General features: G+C 40.0%; 17 protein-coding genes. 5 read left to right on the top strand and 12 right to left on the bottom strand.

What is annotated here, in order from left to right:
- Positions 1-372: 372 nt before the first annotated feature.
- From R8N23_RS15420 to queD, 7 genes are all read right to left on the bottom strand, one after another.
- Positions 373-1,650 carry an alginate export family protein gene (locus R8N23_RS15420; protein WP_318172508.1) on the bottom strand — a complete coding sequence of 426 codons (1,278 nt, stop codon included), beginning with the start codon at positions 1,648-1,650 and terminating at the stop codon, positions 373-375.
- Positions 1,651-1,933: 283 nt separating this feature from the next.
- Positions 1,934-2,335 carry an MFS transporter gene (locus R8N23_RS15415; RefSeq protein WP_318172507.1) on the bottom strand — a complete coding sequence of 134 codons (402 nt, stop codon included), beginning with the start codon at positions 2,333-2,335 and terminating at the stop codon, positions 1,934-1,936.
- A gap of 6 nt (positions 2,336-2,341) precedes the next feature.
- Complete coding sequence (locus tag R8N23_RS15410) at positions 2,342-3,427, bottom strand: MFS transporter (RefSeq protein WP_318172506.1); 1,086 nt, start codon at positions 3,425-3,427, stop codon at positions 2,342-2,344.
- 102 nt (positions 3,428-3,529) lie between these two features.
- Entirely contained in the window at positions 3,530-4,237 is a 708-nt protein-coding gene (locus tag R8N23_RS15405; protein WP_318172505.1) for a Crp/Fnr family transcriptional regulator, read from the bottom strand.
- Between the two features lie 118 nt (positions 4,238-4,355).
- A complete protein-coding gene (locus tag R8N23_RS15400) occupies positions 4,356-4,583 on the bottom strand; it encodes a ferredoxin (protein WP_318172504.1) in 228 nt (75 codons plus the stop codon).
- Position 4,584: 1 nt separating this feature from the next.
- Positions 4,585-5,826, bottom strand: coding sequence for a peptidase U32 family protein (locus R8N23_RS15395; RefSeq protein WP_318172503.1), 1,242 nt, complete (start codon positions 5,824-5,826; stop codon positions 4,585-4,587).
- Positions 5,827-5,833: 7 nt separating this feature from the next.
- Positions 5,834-6,190 carry a 6-carboxytetrahydropterin synthase QueD gene (gene queD, locus R8N23_RS15390; protein ID WP_318172502.1) on the bottom strand — a complete coding sequence of 119 codons (357 nt, stop codon included), beginning with the start codon at positions 6,188-6,190 and terminating at the stop codon, positions 5,834-5,836.
- Positions 6,191-6,417: 227 nt separating this feature from the next.
- On the opposite strand from queD, the gene R8N23_RS15385 reads away from it, so the two are divergent.
- Both R8N23_RS15385 and R8N23_RS15380 read left to right on the top strand, forming a co-directional pair.
- Complete coding sequence (locus R8N23_RS15385; protein WP_318172501.1) at positions 6,418-6,894, top strand: hypothetical protein; 477 nt, start codon at positions 6,418-6,420, stop codon at positions 6,892-6,894.
- 66 nt (positions 6,895-6,960) lie between these two features.
- The gene (locus R8N23_RS15380; protein WP_318172500.1) at positions 6,961-7,680 is read left to right on the top strand and encodes a porin family protein; all 720 of its coding nucleotides are present in this window, start codon (positions 6,961-6,963) and stop codon (positions 7,678-7,680) included.
- Here R8N23_RS15380 and R8N23_RS15375 read toward each other — a convergent pair.
- Positions 7,658-8,563, bottom strand: coding sequence for a LysR family transcriptional regulator (locus R8N23_RS15375; RefSeq protein ID WP_318172499.1), 906 nt, complete (start codon positions 8,561-8,563; stop codon positions 7,658-7,660). The genes R8N23_RS15380 and R8N23_RS15375 overlap by 23 nt on opposite strands.
- Positions 8,564-8,676: 113 nt before the next feature.
- Here R8N23_RS15375 and R8N23_RS15370 point away from each other — a divergent pair, with 113 nt between their 5' ends.
- Entirely contained in the window at positions 8,677-9,426 is a 750-nt protein-coding gene (locus R8N23_RS15370; RefSeq protein WP_318172498.1) for an SDR family oxidoreductase, read from the top strand.
- A gap of 60 nt (positions 9,427-9,486) precedes the next feature.
- Here R8N23_RS15370 and R8N23_RS15365 read toward each other — a convergent pair whose 3' ends face one another.
- The 3 genes from R8N23_RS15365 to R8N23_RS15355 form a co-directional block, all read right to left on the bottom strand.
- On the bottom strand, positions 9,487-10,737 hold the full coding sequence (locus R8N23_RS15365) for a hypothetical protein (RefSeq protein WP_318172497.1): 1,251 nt from the start codon (positions 10,735-10,737) through the stop codon (positions 9,487-9,489).
- Between the two features lie 172 nt (positions 10,738-10,909).
- Entirely contained in the window at positions 10,910-11,206 is a 297-nt protein-coding gene (locus tag R8N23_RS15360) for a DUF1801 domain-containing protein (protein ID WP_318172496.1), read from the bottom strand.
- Between the two features lie 49 nt (positions 11,207-11,255).
- The gene (locus R8N23_RS15355; RefSeq protein WP_318172495.1) at positions 11,256-14,015 is read right to left on the bottom strand and encodes a PAS domain S-box protein; all 2,760 of its coding nucleotides are present in this window, start codon (positions 14,013-14,015) and stop codon (positions 11,256-11,258) included.
- Between the two features lie 166 nt (positions 14,016-14,181).
- On the opposite strand from R8N23_RS15355, the gene R8N23_RS15350 reads away from it, so the two are divergent.
- Both R8N23_RS15350 and R8N23_RS15345 read left to right on the top strand, forming a co-directional pair.
- Entirely contained in the window at positions 14,182-15,072 is an 891-nt protein-coding gene (locus R8N23_RS15350) for a DMT family transporter (protein ID WP_318172494.1), read from the top strand.
- 192 nt (positions 15,073-15,264) lie between these two features.
- Entirely contained in the window at positions 15,265-16,443 is a 1,179-nt protein-coding gene (locus R8N23_RS15345; RefSeq protein WP_318172493.1) for an ATP-binding protein, read from the top strand.
- Here R8N23_RS15345 and R8N23_RS15340 read toward each other — a convergent pair.
- Complete coding sequence (locus tag R8N23_RS15340) at positions 16,436-17,212, bottom strand: hypothetical protein (protein WP_318172492.1); 777 nt, start codon at positions 17,210-17,212, stop codon at positions 16,436-16,438. The two genes, R8N23_RS15345 and R8N23_RS15340, sit on opposite strands and share 8 nt — an antisense overlap.
- Positions 17,213-17,245: the final 33 nt, after the last annotated feature.

The raw sequence follows: 17,245 nt of genomic DNA, 5'->3' as shown, positions 1-17,245 counted from the left end.
CCTTGGAATCTTTTTTATTCGGCTTTTATTTCTGCGAAAACGCAGATAAGTTGAAGGTTGGTTTTAGTATCTACGTAGTTTGATTGAGTCAATTAAGTAGTCATATTGGTGTTTTAAGGTGATTTTCTAATTAAAACTGAGTAATTGAAAACCCCCGAATGTGTTGAAGGAGCAAACTGGTTGGTTCTTAAATTACTTAGATGGTGAGATGAGAATACTGAATTTCTAAGGCAATATATGATTGAAAGGAATAGAGATTGCTGTTTGATATTTTGATATAGAAAAGCATAAAAAAATCCGCTCCTAAAGTGTTTATGATTAAGAGCGGATTGGATGTAAAAATGTGAGACTCGTCATGAAGCCGATGAAGTCTTACAAGAACGTAGGCTTGAAAATCAATTGTACCCAAGCCCAATTATTAAGTGATTTTGAATTCGGTGTGTTTTTGATCAGATCCATGGAGTCAGTGTCAAACATTTGAGAATAGCCCAATTTAAATGTGCCAGCACTACCTAGCTTTCTTACATATACCAAATCAAGTTCTGTTCCTAGTGAGGCACTAGCTTCAGTTACTCCGTCGGCTTCATAAATCGTGCTGGCTCCTAAAAAGTAGTGTACATGTCCAGATAATGCGCCTTTCCCTATTTTAAATTTAGTTTTAAGATAGATGTCCTGTAGGCCTACGTCACTGTGACCATTACCTACATAAAAATAATCCATGTATCCATAGAGTGCGTGATTAGTGCCAAACAGTGGAGAAAAAGCTGTGACTTTGCTGCTGTTAGGATCTTGTCCAGATAAATGATCATAACCAATGGTGAGAGGCGTGGCTGCAGTTTTAAAAGTAGTAGAAAGAGAAAACATATAAGAACTAAGATCGCTGAGCGCGTATTTTCCTCCCTGATAGAATACCTCTCCATTTAACTTTGTGTTGCCCAGTTTTTTCATTCCCATCAAACCATAGGTTTGCCGATTGGCTACCGAGTCTTCCAATCCGTACTGTCGTCCATCGTTAACTAAATAAGCTGATAAGCTTCCTTCATCATATTGCTTGTTTAGGTAGGCGAATTCCATATGTTTGTAGTTGCCGGTAGCGTGATAAGCCCCATTGCCAGTAAATGGTGGATAGTAGGTGCCTGTAAGCCTCACAGGTTCAGCACCCGTTTCAGGGTTTTGATTGTAGGCAAGTCCCACGTGTATTTTTAGTTTGGAAGAGTCTTCGTACATGAAAAGCGCCGCATCATGTCTCAAACCTTGCATGGCCCATTCTAATCCACCGAACATTCTTTGATTGTCATAGGAGATCATTTGGCGACCAAATTTTACTGATACTTTGTTAGACATATAGTATCGTGCCCAAGCTTGGGAGACACCAAAGGACCCACTATAATCTTTGTCCACGATACCATCCTCTCCCCACATCCGAACATCCTGCAATTCTACTTGCATTTCATATTCATCAGTTTTGTAACCGGCATTTAGTCTGGTACGCTGTTCTGTGAAAAATGCAGGGTCTTGACCTTCGCTTATTGGTTTTTTGAAACCATTTCTAAATTCTGATCTGGCGTTGACCTCGCCCGATAAGGAAAACTGAGCATGGGAGGAAATGGAGATGCAAAGGATGCAAATGGTAGTGAGTAGATGTTTCATGATAAAGTTTGTTTGGTTTTTGTTTGGCTTTGAATCTCAATTACAGATATCGGAATGAAGCAAACCTAGTAGAGAGTTTTGGAGTAGAATATGATTTCCGACAGCTCAAAAATTAATATTGATCAGATTTTACTTATTCCTTTATGAAAATTAAGGAATCTTGAAAAGTAAAATAAGTCTTCCATGATATAGTTTGATCTAGATGGTAGATAGCTCAGGTACGGTATAACTTGTACTAATAGGTTGGATCTAGGTACAACTTGTGCCTCATTCTAATTGAAGATTAATTCTGTACTACTTCGAAGTTTTCTTTTAGGCTTGGAGAGGCTTCGTCGCTCATCTTTTGCACAACGCTGTGCATCCAGCCTAGACAAACTACAGATAGCCCGAGCATGAGCAGCCAGCAGCTTGACCAAAGACCTGTTTCTGTCAATAGATAGCCAAAAATAATGGGGCATACAAAACCGCCTAATCCACCAAGTACTCCAACCATACCGCCAACAACTCCCACTTGGTCTGGGAAATAGTCCGGAATATGTTTGTATACAGCTGCTTTGCCTATTCCCCAAACAGAACCCAAGAGAATGGCAAGAATAGAAAATATCCATGCGTTGGCCTGAAAGTAAATATGAGTAACGCCTTCTGCTAATAATTGCTTTTTAGTGACCTGGTTACCAACAGACACCACAGGCTATTGCCAGGTTTCTTTGATGGGCCAAAAATGGAATTCATCTTCGGTGTTTTCTAGTTTGAAAGTTTTGGCAACAATGGGGTAGGGTTGATCATTGATGGTAATGAAATCTGAGCTAATGGCTGTGATGGTGCCGCTCTGAGGAGCAGAGAAACCCTTGCCGGCTGAATAGATGTCCATACGAGGAAGAAGCAATGCCATTGAGATAATCATACTTCCTCCTAATACTCTATACATGACCGCTCTGGCTCCGAACTTATCCGAGAGCCAGCCGCCAAAAGCTCTAATAACTCCTGAAGGAATACTGAAGCAAGAAGCCAAAAGGCCAGCAGTAGCTAAATCAAAACCATACACGTTGGTATAATATGGAACCAGCCATCCGGCAAATGCAACAAAGCAGCCGAAAACCAGGAAATAATAAAGCCCAAATCTCCATACCCTGATACTTTTAAGAGGATTCAGTAGGACAGGAATCGAGCGTACTTCTCCTGAAGGTTTTTTGTTTGTGGTGGAAAGGAAGAAGATGATAGCCATTACTACCAAACAGCCGGCATAAATCAACGGCATTTGTCTCCAGCCTACCGGGTTTGTTTTTCCATCGGTTAGAAAGTCTAGAATTTTTGGCCCAAGAAGGGTTGTGATGGCTGCTCCTGCATTTCCGGCTCCGAATATACCTAAAGCAGTTCCTTGTTTTTCTTTTGGAAACCAGACAGAACTAAATGCAATACCAATTGCAAAGCTAGTGCCGGCCAAGCCAAACCCTAAGCTACATAGGGCATAAGTCCAGAAACTGTTGGAATAGGAGAGTAAACACATCGGAATGGCGCAAACTAGTAGCAAGCCAGTGAATACAGGTTTGCCACCATATTTATCTGTTAAAATGCCCGCAGGCAACCTGAAAATTGCACCTGTCAATACTGGAATTCCCATCAGCCAGCCCATTTCAACTGCAGTCCAATTGAATAGTTGGTTATCCACCAAAAAGGTAACCAGGATAGCATTGAGCATCCAGGCACCGAAGCAGATGGTAAACGCAAGTGTGTTAATAAATAATGTTTTGTTGGCTTGTCCTGATTGAAACTCCATTGCAATAAATTATTACGTAGTAATACGTACAAATTAAGTGCGAAAAAACTTCACGTAGTATGGTAAAAGACAAATGTAAACCTGCGATAACGCAGGTTTTAATTAACTATCTAGGAAGAAATTATGCTCAGAGATCTCTTTTTTGAGTAAGTCGAGGTCTACAATTCCAATCTTCTTACCCGATGCACGTAATAGGTTCTCTTTTTTCAATGCGGATATGACGCGAATGACTTGCTCATCTGTAGTGCCAGCAAAATCTGCTATTTCCTTTCTTGAAAGCTGAATGTTTAAATAATCGTTGCTCTGTCCGAATTTGCGGTGGATATAAAGAATGGCATCGATAACTTTTTCTCGTACCGTCATTTGAGCAAATTTTTTCACTTTTGTCTCACTTCTGTTCAGCTCATCGGCATAAAACAGCATGAAATCGTAAGTGAGATTTGGCGCATGTTTTAGCATGTCTTGCATCAATTCATTAGGAAAATTGCAAAGAACCGTATCCTCCAAGGCTACAGCATTGATTTGATATGATTCACCTATACCGAATCCACGATGTCCAATGATCTCTCCGTCCTTGGCAAATCGAACAATTTGTTCTCTACCTTGAAAGCCTGTTTTGGCCACTTTTGCCTTGCCCTTGTTGATGAAGTAAAGCCCGTGAACTGGTGCACCCTCCAAAATGAACTGCTGTCCTTTTTTGCATTGAATGGTGTGTTTTTTACTTAGATACTGTTCAACATCCTTGTCATGACTATTTTTCTTAATAATACATTCAAGGTTTTGACATGTGATACAATTTGCTCCTTCCATAACTTTTAAATACGTATAACTACGTACAAATATACGTAAACTACGTAAAATAAAAAGTCCATGACAGAAGTTCATCTGCGAAATGGCAATTTTAAGTTTTAAGAATGGAGGCGAAGAGTTACTTACCGTCGATCTTAATGATGTTGACCGGGCAGCTTATTGCTGCTCTTTTGTTTTCTTCCAACTCTACTTCATGAATATCTACGTGATAGATGCCTTTTTTCGTTTTACCACCCACTAATGTACATTTCCCATCTTTCTTGGAAATACGCCATCGATCCGGCGCAATTTCTACGCAGGCATTGCACCCAATGCATCGATCACGATAGTGGGTGATTTTGTGCATATTAGGCAGGTACTACTTTGTATAGTTTGTCAGAAGGGCGAATGGTCTCATCAATCTTGATAGAGAAGCTGTCGCCTTTTTTCACTTTATCTACAGTGGAATCGGCAACTCTCATTTCTTCGACAGTCGCTTTTACGATACCTGTAGTAGGCCCCGTGATCATGATTTCATCACCTTTTTCCAGTGCGTGAGTTTCCATGAGGAATTCGCCTACGCCTAGTTTGTTGAAGTATTTTACGCCTTTGCCTAAGAATATTTTCTTAGTGGTGGCTTTCGAGCCATGTACTTCGCTCCATTCACCCATTTTTCGGCCTAGGTAATAGCCATCCCAGAATCCACGGTTGTAGACTCTTTCTAGTTCGGTTTTCCAATGCTCGAATTTATCAGCGGTGTAAGTGCCTTCATTGATAGCATCGCCGGCATCTCTATAGCACTTGGTGGTGGTATATACATAGTCAGCCGCTCTTCCTCGTCCTTCAATTTTGAATACGGAAACTCCAGCCTCTACTACTTTATCCATAAAATCAATGGTGCAGAGGTCTGCGGCACTCATGATATATTCGTTGTCAATTTTGAGTTCGTTGCCTTGCTCGTCTTTGACTGTGTATTCTCTTCTGCAGTTTTGTACGCAGGCGCCTCTATTAGCTGAAGCCATATCAGAGTGCAAACTCAAGTAGCATTTGCCAGAAACGGCCATACATAACGCACCATGAGCGAATACTTCGATTCGGACTAATTCACCAGCAGGGCCGGTGATATTTCTTTTCTTGATTTCTCTGGTGATATCAGCTACTTGCATCAAGCTGAGTTCACGTGCCATAACCATGACATCGGCATACATGGCGTAGAATTCTACTGTTTCGATGTTGCTGATATTGGCTTGGGTAGAGATGTGGACAGGGAAACCAATTTTCTTCGCGTAGTTCATGACCGAGTGGTCAGCCGCGATAATAGCTGAAATGCCACTTTCTTTAGCTGCATCCACGATCGAACGCATGAGGTTCATGTCATGATCGTACATCACGGTGTTGAGCGTGATGTAGGACTTCATGTTGTTTTCGGTACAGATTTCAGCGATTTTCCTTAGATCCTCAAGCGTGAAGTTGTTGGACGATCTGGCGCGCATGTTGAGCTGCTCTACGCCGAAGTAGATGGAATTAGCTCCTCCTTTGATGGCTGCATGAAGGCTTTCGTATGAGCCTGCCGGTGCCATGATTTCGATATCGTGTGTTTTTGCTTCCATTGTCGTCTTATTTTCCTTCGTAGATGGCTCCAGATGTAGGGGTTTCGTTTAGTTCTAGCTTACTCAAAAGAGGCAGTTTAGGTTGTATTTGTTCCCAAATCCATACCACTATTCTTTCTGCCGTAGGGTTCTCCAGGCCTTCTATGTCATTGAGCAGTTGGTGGTCGATGCTTTCGATCACTGGTTTTACTACGTCTTTCAATTCCTTAAAGTCCATCACCCATTGTAGCTCGGTATCCAAGTCGCCTTCTAAATACACCGTCAAATTATAGGTATGACCATGCATGTTTTTGCACTTATGTCCTTCCGGTACGTTCGGGAGAAAATGTGCTGAATCAAATGCGAACTTTTTATAAATAACCATCTTACCTGCTGTTTAATCCGCGAAGTTAGCTGATTTTCTATCAACCCTGAAAATCATGAGTTAAAATCCTACATGGTTTGACTGACTGTCTTCTATGAAATTCCCATTTGGGGAATTTGTTTCCCATTTTAGGGTTGTGAATAGAGCTCAAAGCGCTTTGGATCGCTTACGGTGCTGATTTTCAGTTTGGAATGGAATTGGCAACCAATTGTGCAAACACTTACATCATGGAACATTCAATAATCAATAAATTAGATGTGCTTGCCCCAAATTATTCGGCAAAGCAGCTCAATCGTTCGAAGAGGATCATAGCGAAGGTGAATTTGCTCAAAAGGAAACTCTTGCAAGGCTATGAGTTGAGCATATTTCAAAAAAGAGGCAATGGTATCAATACCTTAATTCAAAAAACCGGAAGACTCAATGATTTGTCTGGGGTATTTGTAATCTCATCTTCCACTGGTGAACCATTAATTTTGGGGTCTTCTAAAAAGGTGCTGGCCGAAATTCAAAAATTAACAAGAGGCAGAAGAATTAAAGACAAAGAGGCATTGGAAAAAGTAGCCTTGCATTATGGATTCGCCAATTATAAAATGGCGAAAGAGTTATTGTTGGCTATGACAGTGAATTGGCTTGAAGTGACAGATAAAACTTTTAGATTAATGCTGAAAAGAGCTATGATGTCAAATGTTAAAATTGTTTTATAAATAATAGGGAATAATTGAGATAATTGATTTTGGTCTATTTTTATTTGAGTAAATTAATCTACGCTCATGAAAAAATCTGCCTTACTATTTTTATTCCTTGCATGCTTTTCTTGGCATGCTCACTCACAAGTACTTATTTCATTGCTATTAGGCGACAAGCTAAATTCAGAAAAACTTGAATTCGGCTTGATAGGCGGATATGCTACATCTAACCAATCTGGCTTGGATGAAAGCAGTTATTATGGCTCATTACATTTGGGATTTTATTTTGATTTTATTTTAAGTGAAAAATGGGTTTTTAACCCATCGGTTAATGTTATTTCTGCGTCTGGAATGGAGTTTACTAACCAAGACCCTGCAGTGACCGGAATTACGGGTTTGGATGGTGTATTGATAGGGGCAGATGCACGGTTGAAGGTAGAATATTTTCAGGTTCCATTGTTGATGAAGTATAACGTTACACCAAAAATACATTTGATGCTTGGCCCACAATTGGCATTGAGGCACAAGGCTTCTACCTATTACTACTATGATTTGAATGGAAATGATATCGTTTATCGGGAAGATGAAAGGGATAATTATAAACGATTGGATGCGGGATTCACCAGCGGTGTTGGATACAAATTGAAACCCGGCGGCATGAATCTTGGCGTACGATATTATCAGGGATTTGTTGATGTACGAAAGAACAATCCTGGTGGCGCCAATAGAAACCGCAGTTGGTATATTTACTGTACGATTCCTATTGGGAAAGGAAAAGCAGCTAGTAAGGAGCAGGCAGATTGATTTTTCTCAAAATCTGTAGCAATTTTTCGGTTTCGCTACTTTTGGATTTTTTCTTATTAGCAATCAAGTACAAATCTCGATAGTGAACCTTCTTTAGTTCGCAAGTTTGTAAAGTGCCTTCGCTTACAAAGTGCTGCGCTACATTGTCGAAGGCAATAGAGAGCCCAGCCCCCCTTGTTTGTTGGTACAGCGCTTCAAATTCGTTTGGAATTACATAGTTAGGAACTATAGCTGGCCTTTTCTTATCAAACACATTCAACCAGTATATTTTGATAAAGCTAGAATTGTGGTCGTGTGCATACCAATTGTGTTGAGCCAACCAGTCTTGAGCCATTTGATGGCTTTTTTTGTAGTGTTTTTCTAATTCATTGAAGTCAACATCTGGTGTTCCTACCAGTATTATATTCTGATCGATCAAGTGGTAACAGTAAGTATCGTAGGTGTTTTGTTTTTCAGGAACTATGGCATAGAGCAAATTGCCTTCTTCCACTTCTCTAATGAGTTCTTGCTTCGTGCCAAAAGTCAGATGTACGTATTCTCCTAAACTTAAAATATTTTGACAAAAAGTGGTTTTGTAAAGGTGAGGCGATACACCGATGGTCAATATGTTTTTGAGGTTAGAATCCGGTTTAATGATTTTGTGCTCCACACCCTCCAAGGCTTCAATAGAACCCGAAATCATGGTATTGAGCATCTGACCCACGTCGGTTTCGATTACACCTTTAGACTTTCGTTCGAAGAGTTTTTTGCCCATGCGAGATTCTAATGCTGATATCTGCTGACTCACGGTGGGCTGACTCACCATCAGCATGTCTGCAGCCTTGCTTAATGACTTGGTTTTATATACCGCTCGAAAAGTTCTGAGCCATTCTAGATTTATCATGGTATAAATATTTTAATATCACTGATGCAATTTTACGATAAAAATTTATATCCGGTTTTTAATCATCTCCGTTTTCTAGCCTACAACTTTTAAAAAACTAAAACAATAATCAAATGTCAGAAGTAAAAATTAATCCAGAAGGAAAAGTAGCATTAGTGAGTGGTGGAAACAGAGGGATAGGTAAGGCTATCGTGGTAGAATTACTCGAAAGAGGAGCCAAAAAAGTTTATGCTGGTGCGCGAAACCCTGAGACACTTGTCGTGCTAAAAGAAAAGTACGGTGATCGATTGGTGCCTTTGAAACTGGATGTGACGGATGAAGCGACTATAGCTGAAGCTGCAAAAGTGGCGAGTGATGTGGAGATTTTAATTAACAATGCCGGCGTGTTGAAATTCGATAGTATCCTAGGGAAAGATGCGGCTGTCAATCTATCGGATCAGCTAGCAGTGAACGTACACGGCGTGATCAACTTGACCAATGCCTTTGTGGAAGTGTTGAAACAAAAAGATGCGGCAGCGATAGCCGTGGTGTCTTCGTTGGCTGGATTGGCGAATATGCCAGTGATCGGCACTTACTCTGTGACTAAAGCAGCCGTGCATAGTGTAACACAAGGCTATAGAGCGGAATTAGCAGAGCGCAACGTTTTGGTAGCGGGTGTTTATCCGGGTGCAATAGATACAGATATGACCAAGGATATGGAAATGGGTAAGGATACACCAGAGAACGTCGCTAAGGCAGTAGTGGATGGATTAGCAGCGGGCCAGGAAGATATCTACCCTGATGTGATGTCAGAGCAACTAGGAGTAGGCTATGGCTCTAGTCCAAAAACTATTGAAAGAGAATTCGCCAAATTTATTGGCTAAGAAACGAGTAGTTTGAGTTGGTTTTGAAACCCTGACAGAATCCGTCAGGGTTTTTTTTGTTTATTCTACAGGCCTTCGGGCAATCACCACTTCTTCTTTAAACCAACAATCAACAATCAGGGATTGTCCCAGCTCATAGCTGTTGAAATGAATCTCTTCCATGGTGGGGAACTGCGCTTCTGCGAGTGCCATGTTTTTTTCATCATTTGCCATTTTGAATTTTTCATAAGCAGCGATAAATACTGCTCTTCTGGCTACGATGTCTTTGTCACCCACACATTCGCTGAAGCTGGACATGTACAAGTTGCCAATCAGCTTATAGGCTTCTTTGTTGTTGTTTTTTGCGATGGCCTGTTTGGCATATTTGTAGGCATCCTGTTTCTTTTCTTTTAGCGTCATGGTTTTAGCCAATTCCATATATACATCTCCTTCTTGATCGAGCGATGTGGCTTGCTGCAACGCAATGCCAAGGTATCGCTGTGCATCGCTCAACCTTCGGTCGATAGTAGCTTTTTTAGCGGCATACATAGCGAGTTTATATTCCGGATCGTTGTCTAAGACTACAGCCAAAGCTTCCTGGGCCTTGTCATTTACTTCGCAATCCATTCTGAAAATCATATTGAGATAGCGCTTTGCTTGCTGAGGTTCGCTTATTGACTGTCCATAGACCTCTTCCACTTTCTCGCAATTGAGATCAACGGACTCCAATAGCATCTGGTCGATTTTTTCCATGTAGCCTTTAGCATCTCCTTCGAGTCTCATCTGTTCTGCTATTCGGTCGTAATTGGTCAGTACTAATGCTTCGTCAAAAGGTTGTTTATATTTTTTTGCCCGGCGCATGACATCAAAATAGGCCAGCATATTGGATTGAGATACTACTTCAATATTTTCATCAAATCTGACTTGAAAAAGAGAGGCGAGACTGTCGTATTTAGTCGGTTGACTGATCCAATAGCGATAGATGCTAGACAAGAACTGATTTTGAACCTGGTCATTATTTCCATAGATGGATAGACGTAATTGATAAAGGTCAAGGGCTTTTTGTTGATATTGTTTGTCGAGTTCATTGTCCTCGGTTTCCTTCATCAAGTATTCATATACTTTCACGCCTTTGATGTAGTACTTTTCTCCTTCATTGGGGCTGTTTTTAATGATGTATTCCAGATTGGTTTGTGCCTTTTTCCAGTCTTTCAGATAGTAGTAGTCCTGAAACATCAGTTTACAATCTTCCAGTGAAGGTTGATGCGTTTGCCCAGAGGTATTGAATGAAATAATGATGGCTACGGCGAGGGTTGAAATCCACTTTGTCATTTGAGTTTTATTTTGGTTTTGTTGTAACAGTTGCAATAACTGTGCTAAAGCTACCAATCAGCTATTAGGATAGTGTTAAGCCTGTTTTATTAAATTGGGAGTGTTCGTTTATGATACAAATTGATGGGGAATGGCGTTCAAAGTTGAACTTGGTATGTGATAGTCGTTTAGCTTATTGTTTTTTCAAATAGAGCTTTTTTGCTTCTCCCAACACTTCGTGGATTGAAGTTATGTCAAGATCGGACAATGGATTCACCGGTAAGGTTTTCATCCTTTTTCTATCCCCTTGAATCAAAGCTGGATGATTGATTTGATTTCCTTCCACAATGAGAAGATAGGGATCTCCTGATTTTTTATCTGTCCAGATATAACAGAAGGGTTTGTCTTGGAAGAGATAGCAAGGCATGCCATATTTCTTGGTTTCATTGATATCAGAGTCAAACTGAAGAACCAAATCTCTGAGTGCCAACAAACAACTTTTTATAGGCTCGGGTTTATCTAAGTAGAAGGAAGAAAGATCAGGATGCATTTACTAACTCTGGAAAAAATAGTTTGAAAGTGGTGCCGCTATTTAGTTGGCTTTGAACCTCGATTTGTCCACCCATGGCTTCTAATTGTCTTTTGGTCATAAACAAGCCCAGACCTTGTCCATCGGAGGTGTCGTGCAGTCTGGTTCCCAATTTAAACATCTTCTCTCTGTACTTGTCCAGGTCAATCCCCAAGCCGCGATCCTTGATGAAAACAGAAGTTCCGGTTTCTTCCTGGTTGGCGTAGATTTCTAGCAACTTGGATTGATCTGTGATACCGTACTTCAAAGCATTGGTGATCAAATTATGGAAAATACTGTCGAGATAGGCAGGAAAAGCTTTGATCATATGTGATTCTTCAATGTCAATTTTTAGATCAACTTCTTTCTTTTTGATGATCTGATTGGTCAACTTCAATACTCTTTGGATGGCTTCAGACAAGCTGCAATCTATTTTTTTTAATTCACTGGTTTGATTTTCGAAATTGATTAGTTCATTGATGTTGGTGATGGAATTATCCAGTTTTTCCGTGGTCACCTTCAACATATCTAAATAGCCCTCGCTTTCTGGAATTACTCGAATCATTTCAGAAAGTCCTAACAAATTGGCTACAGAAGCACGGATGTTATGCGAAGTAATGTATGAAAATTCTTTAAGTCGTTGATTTTGCTCTTTTGTGGTGTGTAATAATTTTTGCAGTTCTTTTTCTTTTTCGGACCTCATCTGAATATTGACCAGCATATCAGAATAAAGCTTCAAAATGGCTATTTCCTTTTGAGAATACATTTTTTTACTTGCCACTGAATCGAAGCCCACAAAACCTATACAGTTGTTTCGGTGCATCAAAGGAACGGTTAGTAAGCTTTTTATTTCCTGTTCTATTAGGATTTTCTTAGAGCCACTTTCTTCCATAAGTTGAGTGTCCGGGATGTAAATGAAATCACCAAGAAAGTGAGGGTCAACCATTTCAGCCACCTCATTCATTGGAAGATTTTGCGAATCACTCATGACGCTACGAATATCTTTTGCACACCACTCGAAGGTGTTGCTAATGGTTCGGTTGATGTAATCAAACTCGAACAGATAGGAGCGGTCTGCTTTAACGAATTCACCAATTTCCTTGAGTGAGTTTTGAATAGCTTCATCTACATCTGCGAGTGGTGTATTGATATATTTGGAAGATATTCTCATCAAGAGGTTTTGTAATTCGTTTTGAGCTTCAAGCCGCTTCTTTGTTTCTATTTGCTCAGTAATATCTCGAATGCTTGCCTGGACAAATACCTCATCATCGGTATCTATTCTAGATAGTGTGACAGATGCATAAAATGTTTCACCAGTATATTTTTTGTATTGCCATTCGAAAGAATTAGAACCTTTTTCGACGGCTGTTCGCATCACTTCTTCAGATTTCTCCAATGATGGTTTTCCATCTGGCTGAAACTCTGGCCAAATTACATCAGGAGGTGTGTTTTTGCATGCATCAAGGTTTTCGGCATGAAATAGTTTTACAACCGCTTCATTGCCAGTAACGAATTCACCGCTGGCTTTGAAGATGATAATGGCATCTTTTGAATACTCAAATAAGGCTTGATACCTCATTTGGTTATCACGAATTTCTTTCTCTGCTTTTTTGAGATCACTGATGTCTCTGATAAAGGCTACGATACAGTCCAAGTCACCCCATTTCATAAATGAATAGATGGCCTGTCCTAAAAAAGTGGATTTATCTTTTCGTATGAACTCTATTTCTATGGTTTTACTTTCTTGATCATGTTTACAACTTTTGACTGCATTAAGTACCAGGTCATGATCTTTTTCGTTGTGTACCAGATTCGGAGGGAGGCCTATTATCTCCTCCTGTGAGTAGCCGGTCATTTTTTGGATGGCTGGGTTGGCATATAGAAATGAACCTTCATAATAGCCCGCCACCAAAATACCCTCGCTCACACCCTCAAAGATGTTTTGGAACTTGGTTTCGTTTAGAATTCTTTCTTTTTCTGTCTTTTTTACCTCGGTAATGTCTCTTACTGTGGCCTGTAGAAACTGACGTTCACTGAAGTCGACTCGTGTCAATTGAACAGTGGCCGGAAAATCTTCTCCATTCATTCTCCGATGGGTCCATTCGAAAAAATGAGAACCTTTTTCCATCGCCGTATGAATCATTCGTTTGGCCTTTTCTGAGGAGCGTTCACCATCGGGTTGATACTCTGGTGACACATGCCAAGGGCCCAATGACGTCCATTCTTTCATATCCTTTACTTTGAACATGTCTAGAATAGTGTTGTTTCCTGTAGTAAATTTCCAGGAAGGAGGCTCAGAAGTCATGATCGCATCTTTGGACGTGACAAATAACCTCTTGTACATTTCATTGGCTCGTATACGTTCTTCTTCGTGTTTCTTTTTTTCAGTAATGTCTACTACAAGCGCAGAGAAACCATAGATCTTGTTATTAGTTTCGAGAGGCGCATACATGATGTCAAAGTGTCTCATGTTTCCTTTTGTTCCAAACGGACGCATGACTGTAAATCGCTCGCCTTGAAGGGCTCTGTCGAAGTGCTCCCTTGCTAATGATTTGGAGCGCTCGCTTTCAAAAAAATCAAGGATATCATCTCCTATTTTGGCTTCTCTACCATACATCTGCTTGAGCAGTAGAAATCCACTTTTGTTAAATGATAGAATACGGTAGGAGGTATCGAGTGAAAAGACGACCAAACTGTCGTAGCTATCAAGTATTTGCTCCTGAAGATTCATTTTTTAGCTGGTATGTGGGTTAGGTTGTTTAAATATAATCGATCATAGAGTCTGGGACAAGCCGAAATTCTTTCATTCTCAAAACTATTATCATTACTCATCACCACAATTAGGAATATTCATCTAGGACATTTGTTTAGCTTGCGCTAATTAGAGAACATTGGTTATGAATAAAAATCTTTGGCTGTTTATAATTCCTGCGTTGATCTGGGGGTCAACCTGGTTTACTATAAAGTTCCAGTTGGGTGTGGTGGATCCCTTGGTTTCGGTGGTTTACCGATACTTACTGGCCGGAGTAGTGATGATTACGTTTTGTTTAGCTACTCGAAGAAAGATGAAATTCTCCATTCGGGAACATGGCTTTATTGCTTTACAAGGTTTTTTGCTATTTGGAGTAAACTATTGGTTGGTTTATGAGGCTGAAGTCTATCTCGCCAGTGGGTTGATTGCTGTGGCCTATTCTACTTTAGTATTTTTAAATTCAGGGTTTGGAGCCATTTTTTTAAAGTGCCCCATCAACAAAAGTATTTTGATGGCAGCCTTGTTTGGGTTGTCAGGTACCATATTGATTTTTAGTAATGAATTTCTGGGTTTAACATTTTCTCAGGAAACTATTGTCGGCACCATCATTACGGTTTTATCAGTGATTATTGCTTCTTTAGGTAATATCACATCGGCGAGAAACTCTGCCAGCAACATTCCAGTTATTCAAGCGAATGCCTATGGTATGTTATACGGAGGTATTTGGATGGGACTCTTGGCTTTGATTCTAGAGCGCCCGTTTAGTTTTGATTCATCAGCTACTTACATCGTTTCATTGCTTTACCTGACAGTTTTTGGTTCAATTATCGCATTTGGCACCTATCTCACGCTGATCAGTAGAGTAGGAGCTGATAAAGCTGCTTATGCTTTGGTCATAATCCCGGTGATAGCTATCGGTATTTCATTAATTTTTGAAAACTATCAAATGACTTGGTATGCTGCCATCGGGGTGGTACTGATAATGATAGGAAATGTTTTAGCGATTCGAAAAAAAGAACAGCCTAAAAATGTCTAGTGAAAAGTGTGCATAGGCTTTGTATTTGCCGAATTATGCATTAACTTATTTAAGAAGTGGTAATTCATATTTAGCCCTTACCACATATTTATTTCATTTCTCCAGCTATAAGATTGACAGCAGTTATTTATTCTAGATAGAATAGTTCTTTTCAAGTGAGCCTGCCTGACCAGATTGAGAAAAATTAATTTTATGGGAAACTATGAGATTTTCGATGGTATGATCGAAGGTGTGCAAGTCATCGATCATGAATGGCGATATATCTATGCCAATGAAGCTGTAGCACGTCATGCCAAATTATCCAAAAATGATTTGATTGGATTTACCATGATGGAAAAATTTCCAGGTATTGAGAAAACTCCCATGTTCAAACTTTTGGAGCAGTGTATGCAAAAAAAGCAGGCAAATGAGTGGGTGAACGAATTTGATTTTCCAGATAGCAGTAAAGGATATTTTGAGTTGAAGATAAGGCCTGTAGATGATGGATTGTTGGTTCTGTCTTTTGATATCTCAGCTCAAAAACAAGCTGAAGATATCATTAGAAAATCAAACGAAGAATTGGAAGAATTGGTGAAAATAAGAACCAGAGAATTGTTGGATCAGAAAATATTGATTGAGGCTCAAACTGAATATTTAAAGGATCTGAACAATGCGAAAGATAAGTTTTTCAACATCATTGCTCATGATTTGAGAAGCCCGCTTCATTCGTTGAAAGGGCTGTCCTCTATTATGGTAGAAGGGATTAAGCATATGAGTGAGGAAGATGTCAAAAAACTGAGTCAAGGTTTGCAGACTACTGTGGACAATACAATTAATTTAACTGACAATTTGATAGAATGGGCGAGAATTCAAGTTCAGGAATTTGAAACAAGAAAGGAAAAATTGAATCTTGGTCAAATATTAAGCAACATTTGGGAGCTGTACAGAGATCAGGCAGACAAGAAAAATATCGAGCTGAAATACAGTGTTGGAAAAGGTGCTTATGCATTTGGAGATAAAAATCAGGTGACTTTTATCATTAGAAATTTGGTCAATAACGCCATTAAATTCACTCCAAAAGGAGGTGTTGTCACCATGTTGGCCTCCTCAAAAAAGGGAAATGTAGATGTGCAGGTCATTGATAACGGTATTGGGTTGACTCAAAGTGAAATTGAAGTTTTATTCACAAAAATGGAAAAGGAAAGTACGCCTGGTACAGCTGGTGAAAAAGGTACAGGCATGGGTTTGAAACTATGTTTTGAATTCGCTAAACTCAATGGCGGCAATATTGAAATAAAAAGTGAACCTAATCGATCAACTGAATTCAAATTGACATTGTCTGAATATCAGGCTCGTGAAAAAGTAAAAAAAAGAAGTAAGTTGGCTATTTGATCTCAATCCCATCACAGGTACCTACGAAAGGTACACCAGTGAGTTCAAAAGCATAAGTTATCAAGCCTACATATACTTCATCCTCAAAAATTGGAGCTGTTCCAGGCAAGTCCCCTGTGCCATTATAGAGCGTCCAATCATCTTCTCCAGAAGTTGAATTTGGCGTTTGCCAATAAACGGTTATCGTGTGGTCTTCATTACCAACAATACGTATATCTGCTCGACCATCAGGTACCGTGTTGGCGCCGATGTCGTTGACACTCGAACTTCCGTTGCTCGTATTTTTCCCTTCTATGGTAAAGGCCGTTGGCCCGCGGTGACCAACTACCACATGACTAGAGCTTGGTGTCTCGAGATTCAGCACGTGCACTTGTACTCCACAAAAATTGTAAGGAGAGTTGACAGATGTAGGTGCTGTTTGTGAATCTTCTTGCGTGCCAATGCCAATATTCCTGGCTATAAATTCAAAAGGGAAGGACAGTTTCTTTGCATCCAGTCGACCTTGGTCCTCGTGATAGTGTAGCGTGATGTTGTTTGTATTCGAGGTGAGGTTGGCATGGTATCGCCCATTTTTTCTCGATACGTCGGGTAAGGCTGATGCGTTGTTGGTGACATAGTCGATGAGCGCTCCATCTCCAGAGAAATCATCGGACAACTGACTGAGTTCTTTTGTGTTTTCATCGCCGGTATTGGAATCTGGTTCATCACTATCACATGCTTCTACAAACAAAAGAAAGCTCAGAATTAAAAGTAGGTTTAAATTTTTCATACTATTGAAACGGAGAAGTCTTGATTTGATTGG

It is taken from the genome of Reichenbachiella sp. (assembly GCF_033344935.1).
Lineage (GTDB): Bacteria > Bacteroidota > Bacteroidia > Cytophagales > Cyclobacteriaceae > Reichenbachiella.
Note: the sequence above shows the minus strand (reverse complement) of the source record. Positions and strands in the feature narration are given on the sequence as shown.

Bases quoted from the DNA above. Each gene is read 5' to 3' on its own strand.
- R8N23_RS15420 (WP_318172508.1), bottom strand. From the start codon at position 1,650: ATGAAACATCTACTCACTACCATTTGCATCCTTTGCATCTCCATTTCC.
- R8N23_RS15410 (WP_318172506.1), bottom strand. From the start codon at position 3,427: ATGGAGTTTCAATCAGGACAAGCCAACAAAACATTATTTATTAACACA.
- R8N23_RS15405 (WP_318172505.1), bottom strand. From the start codon at position 4,237: ATGGAAGGAGCAAATTGTATCACATGTCAAAACCTTGAATGTATTATT.
- R8N23_RS15400 (WP_318172504.1), bottom strand. From the start codon at position 4,583: ATGCACAAAATCACCCACTATCGTGATCGATGCATTGGGTGCAATGCC.
- R8N23_RS15395 (WP_318172503.1), bottom strand. From the start codon at position 5,826: ATGGAAGCAAAAACACACGATATCGAAATCATGGCACCGGCAGGCTCA.
- queD (WP_318172502.1), bottom strand. From the start codon at position 6,190: ATGGTTATTTATAAAAAGTTCGCATTTGATTCAGCACATTTTCTCCCG.
- R8N23_RS15385 (WP_318172501.1), top strand. From the start codon at position 6,418: ATGGAACATTCAATAATCAATAAATTAGATGTGCTTGCCCCAAATTAT.
- R8N23_RS15380 (WP_318172500.1), top strand. From the start codon at position 6,961: ATGAAAAAATCTGCCTTACTATTTTTATTCCTTGCATGCTTTTCTTGG.
- R8N23_RS15375 (WP_318172499.1), bottom strand. From the start codon at position 8,563: ATGATAAATCTAGAATGGCTCAGAACTTTTCGAGCGGTATATAAAACC.
- R8N23_RS15370 (WP_318172498.1), top strand. From the start codon at position 8,677: ATGTCAGAAGTAAAAATTAATCCAGAAGGAAAAGTAGCATTAGTGAGT.
- R8N23_RS15365 (WP_318172497.1), bottom strand. From the start codon at position 10,737: ATGACAAAGTGGATTTCAACCCTCGCCGTAGCCATCATTATTTCATTC.
- R8N23_RS15355 (WP_318172495.1), bottom strand. From the start codon at position 14,015: ATGAATCTTCAGGAGCAAATACTTGATAGCTACGACAGTTTGGTCGTC.
- R8N23_RS15350 (WP_318172494.1), top strand. From the start codon at position 14,182: ATGAATAAAAATCTTTGGCTGTTTATAATTCCTGCGTTGATCTGGGGG.
- R8N23_RS15345 (WP_318172493.1), top strand. From the start codon at position 15,265: ATGGGAAACTATGAGATTTTCGATGGTATGATCGAAGGTGTGCAAGTC.
- R8N23_RS15340 (WP_318172492.1), bottom strand. From the start codon at position 17,212: ATGAAAAATTTAAACCTACTTTTAATTCTGAGCTTTCTTTTGTTTGTA.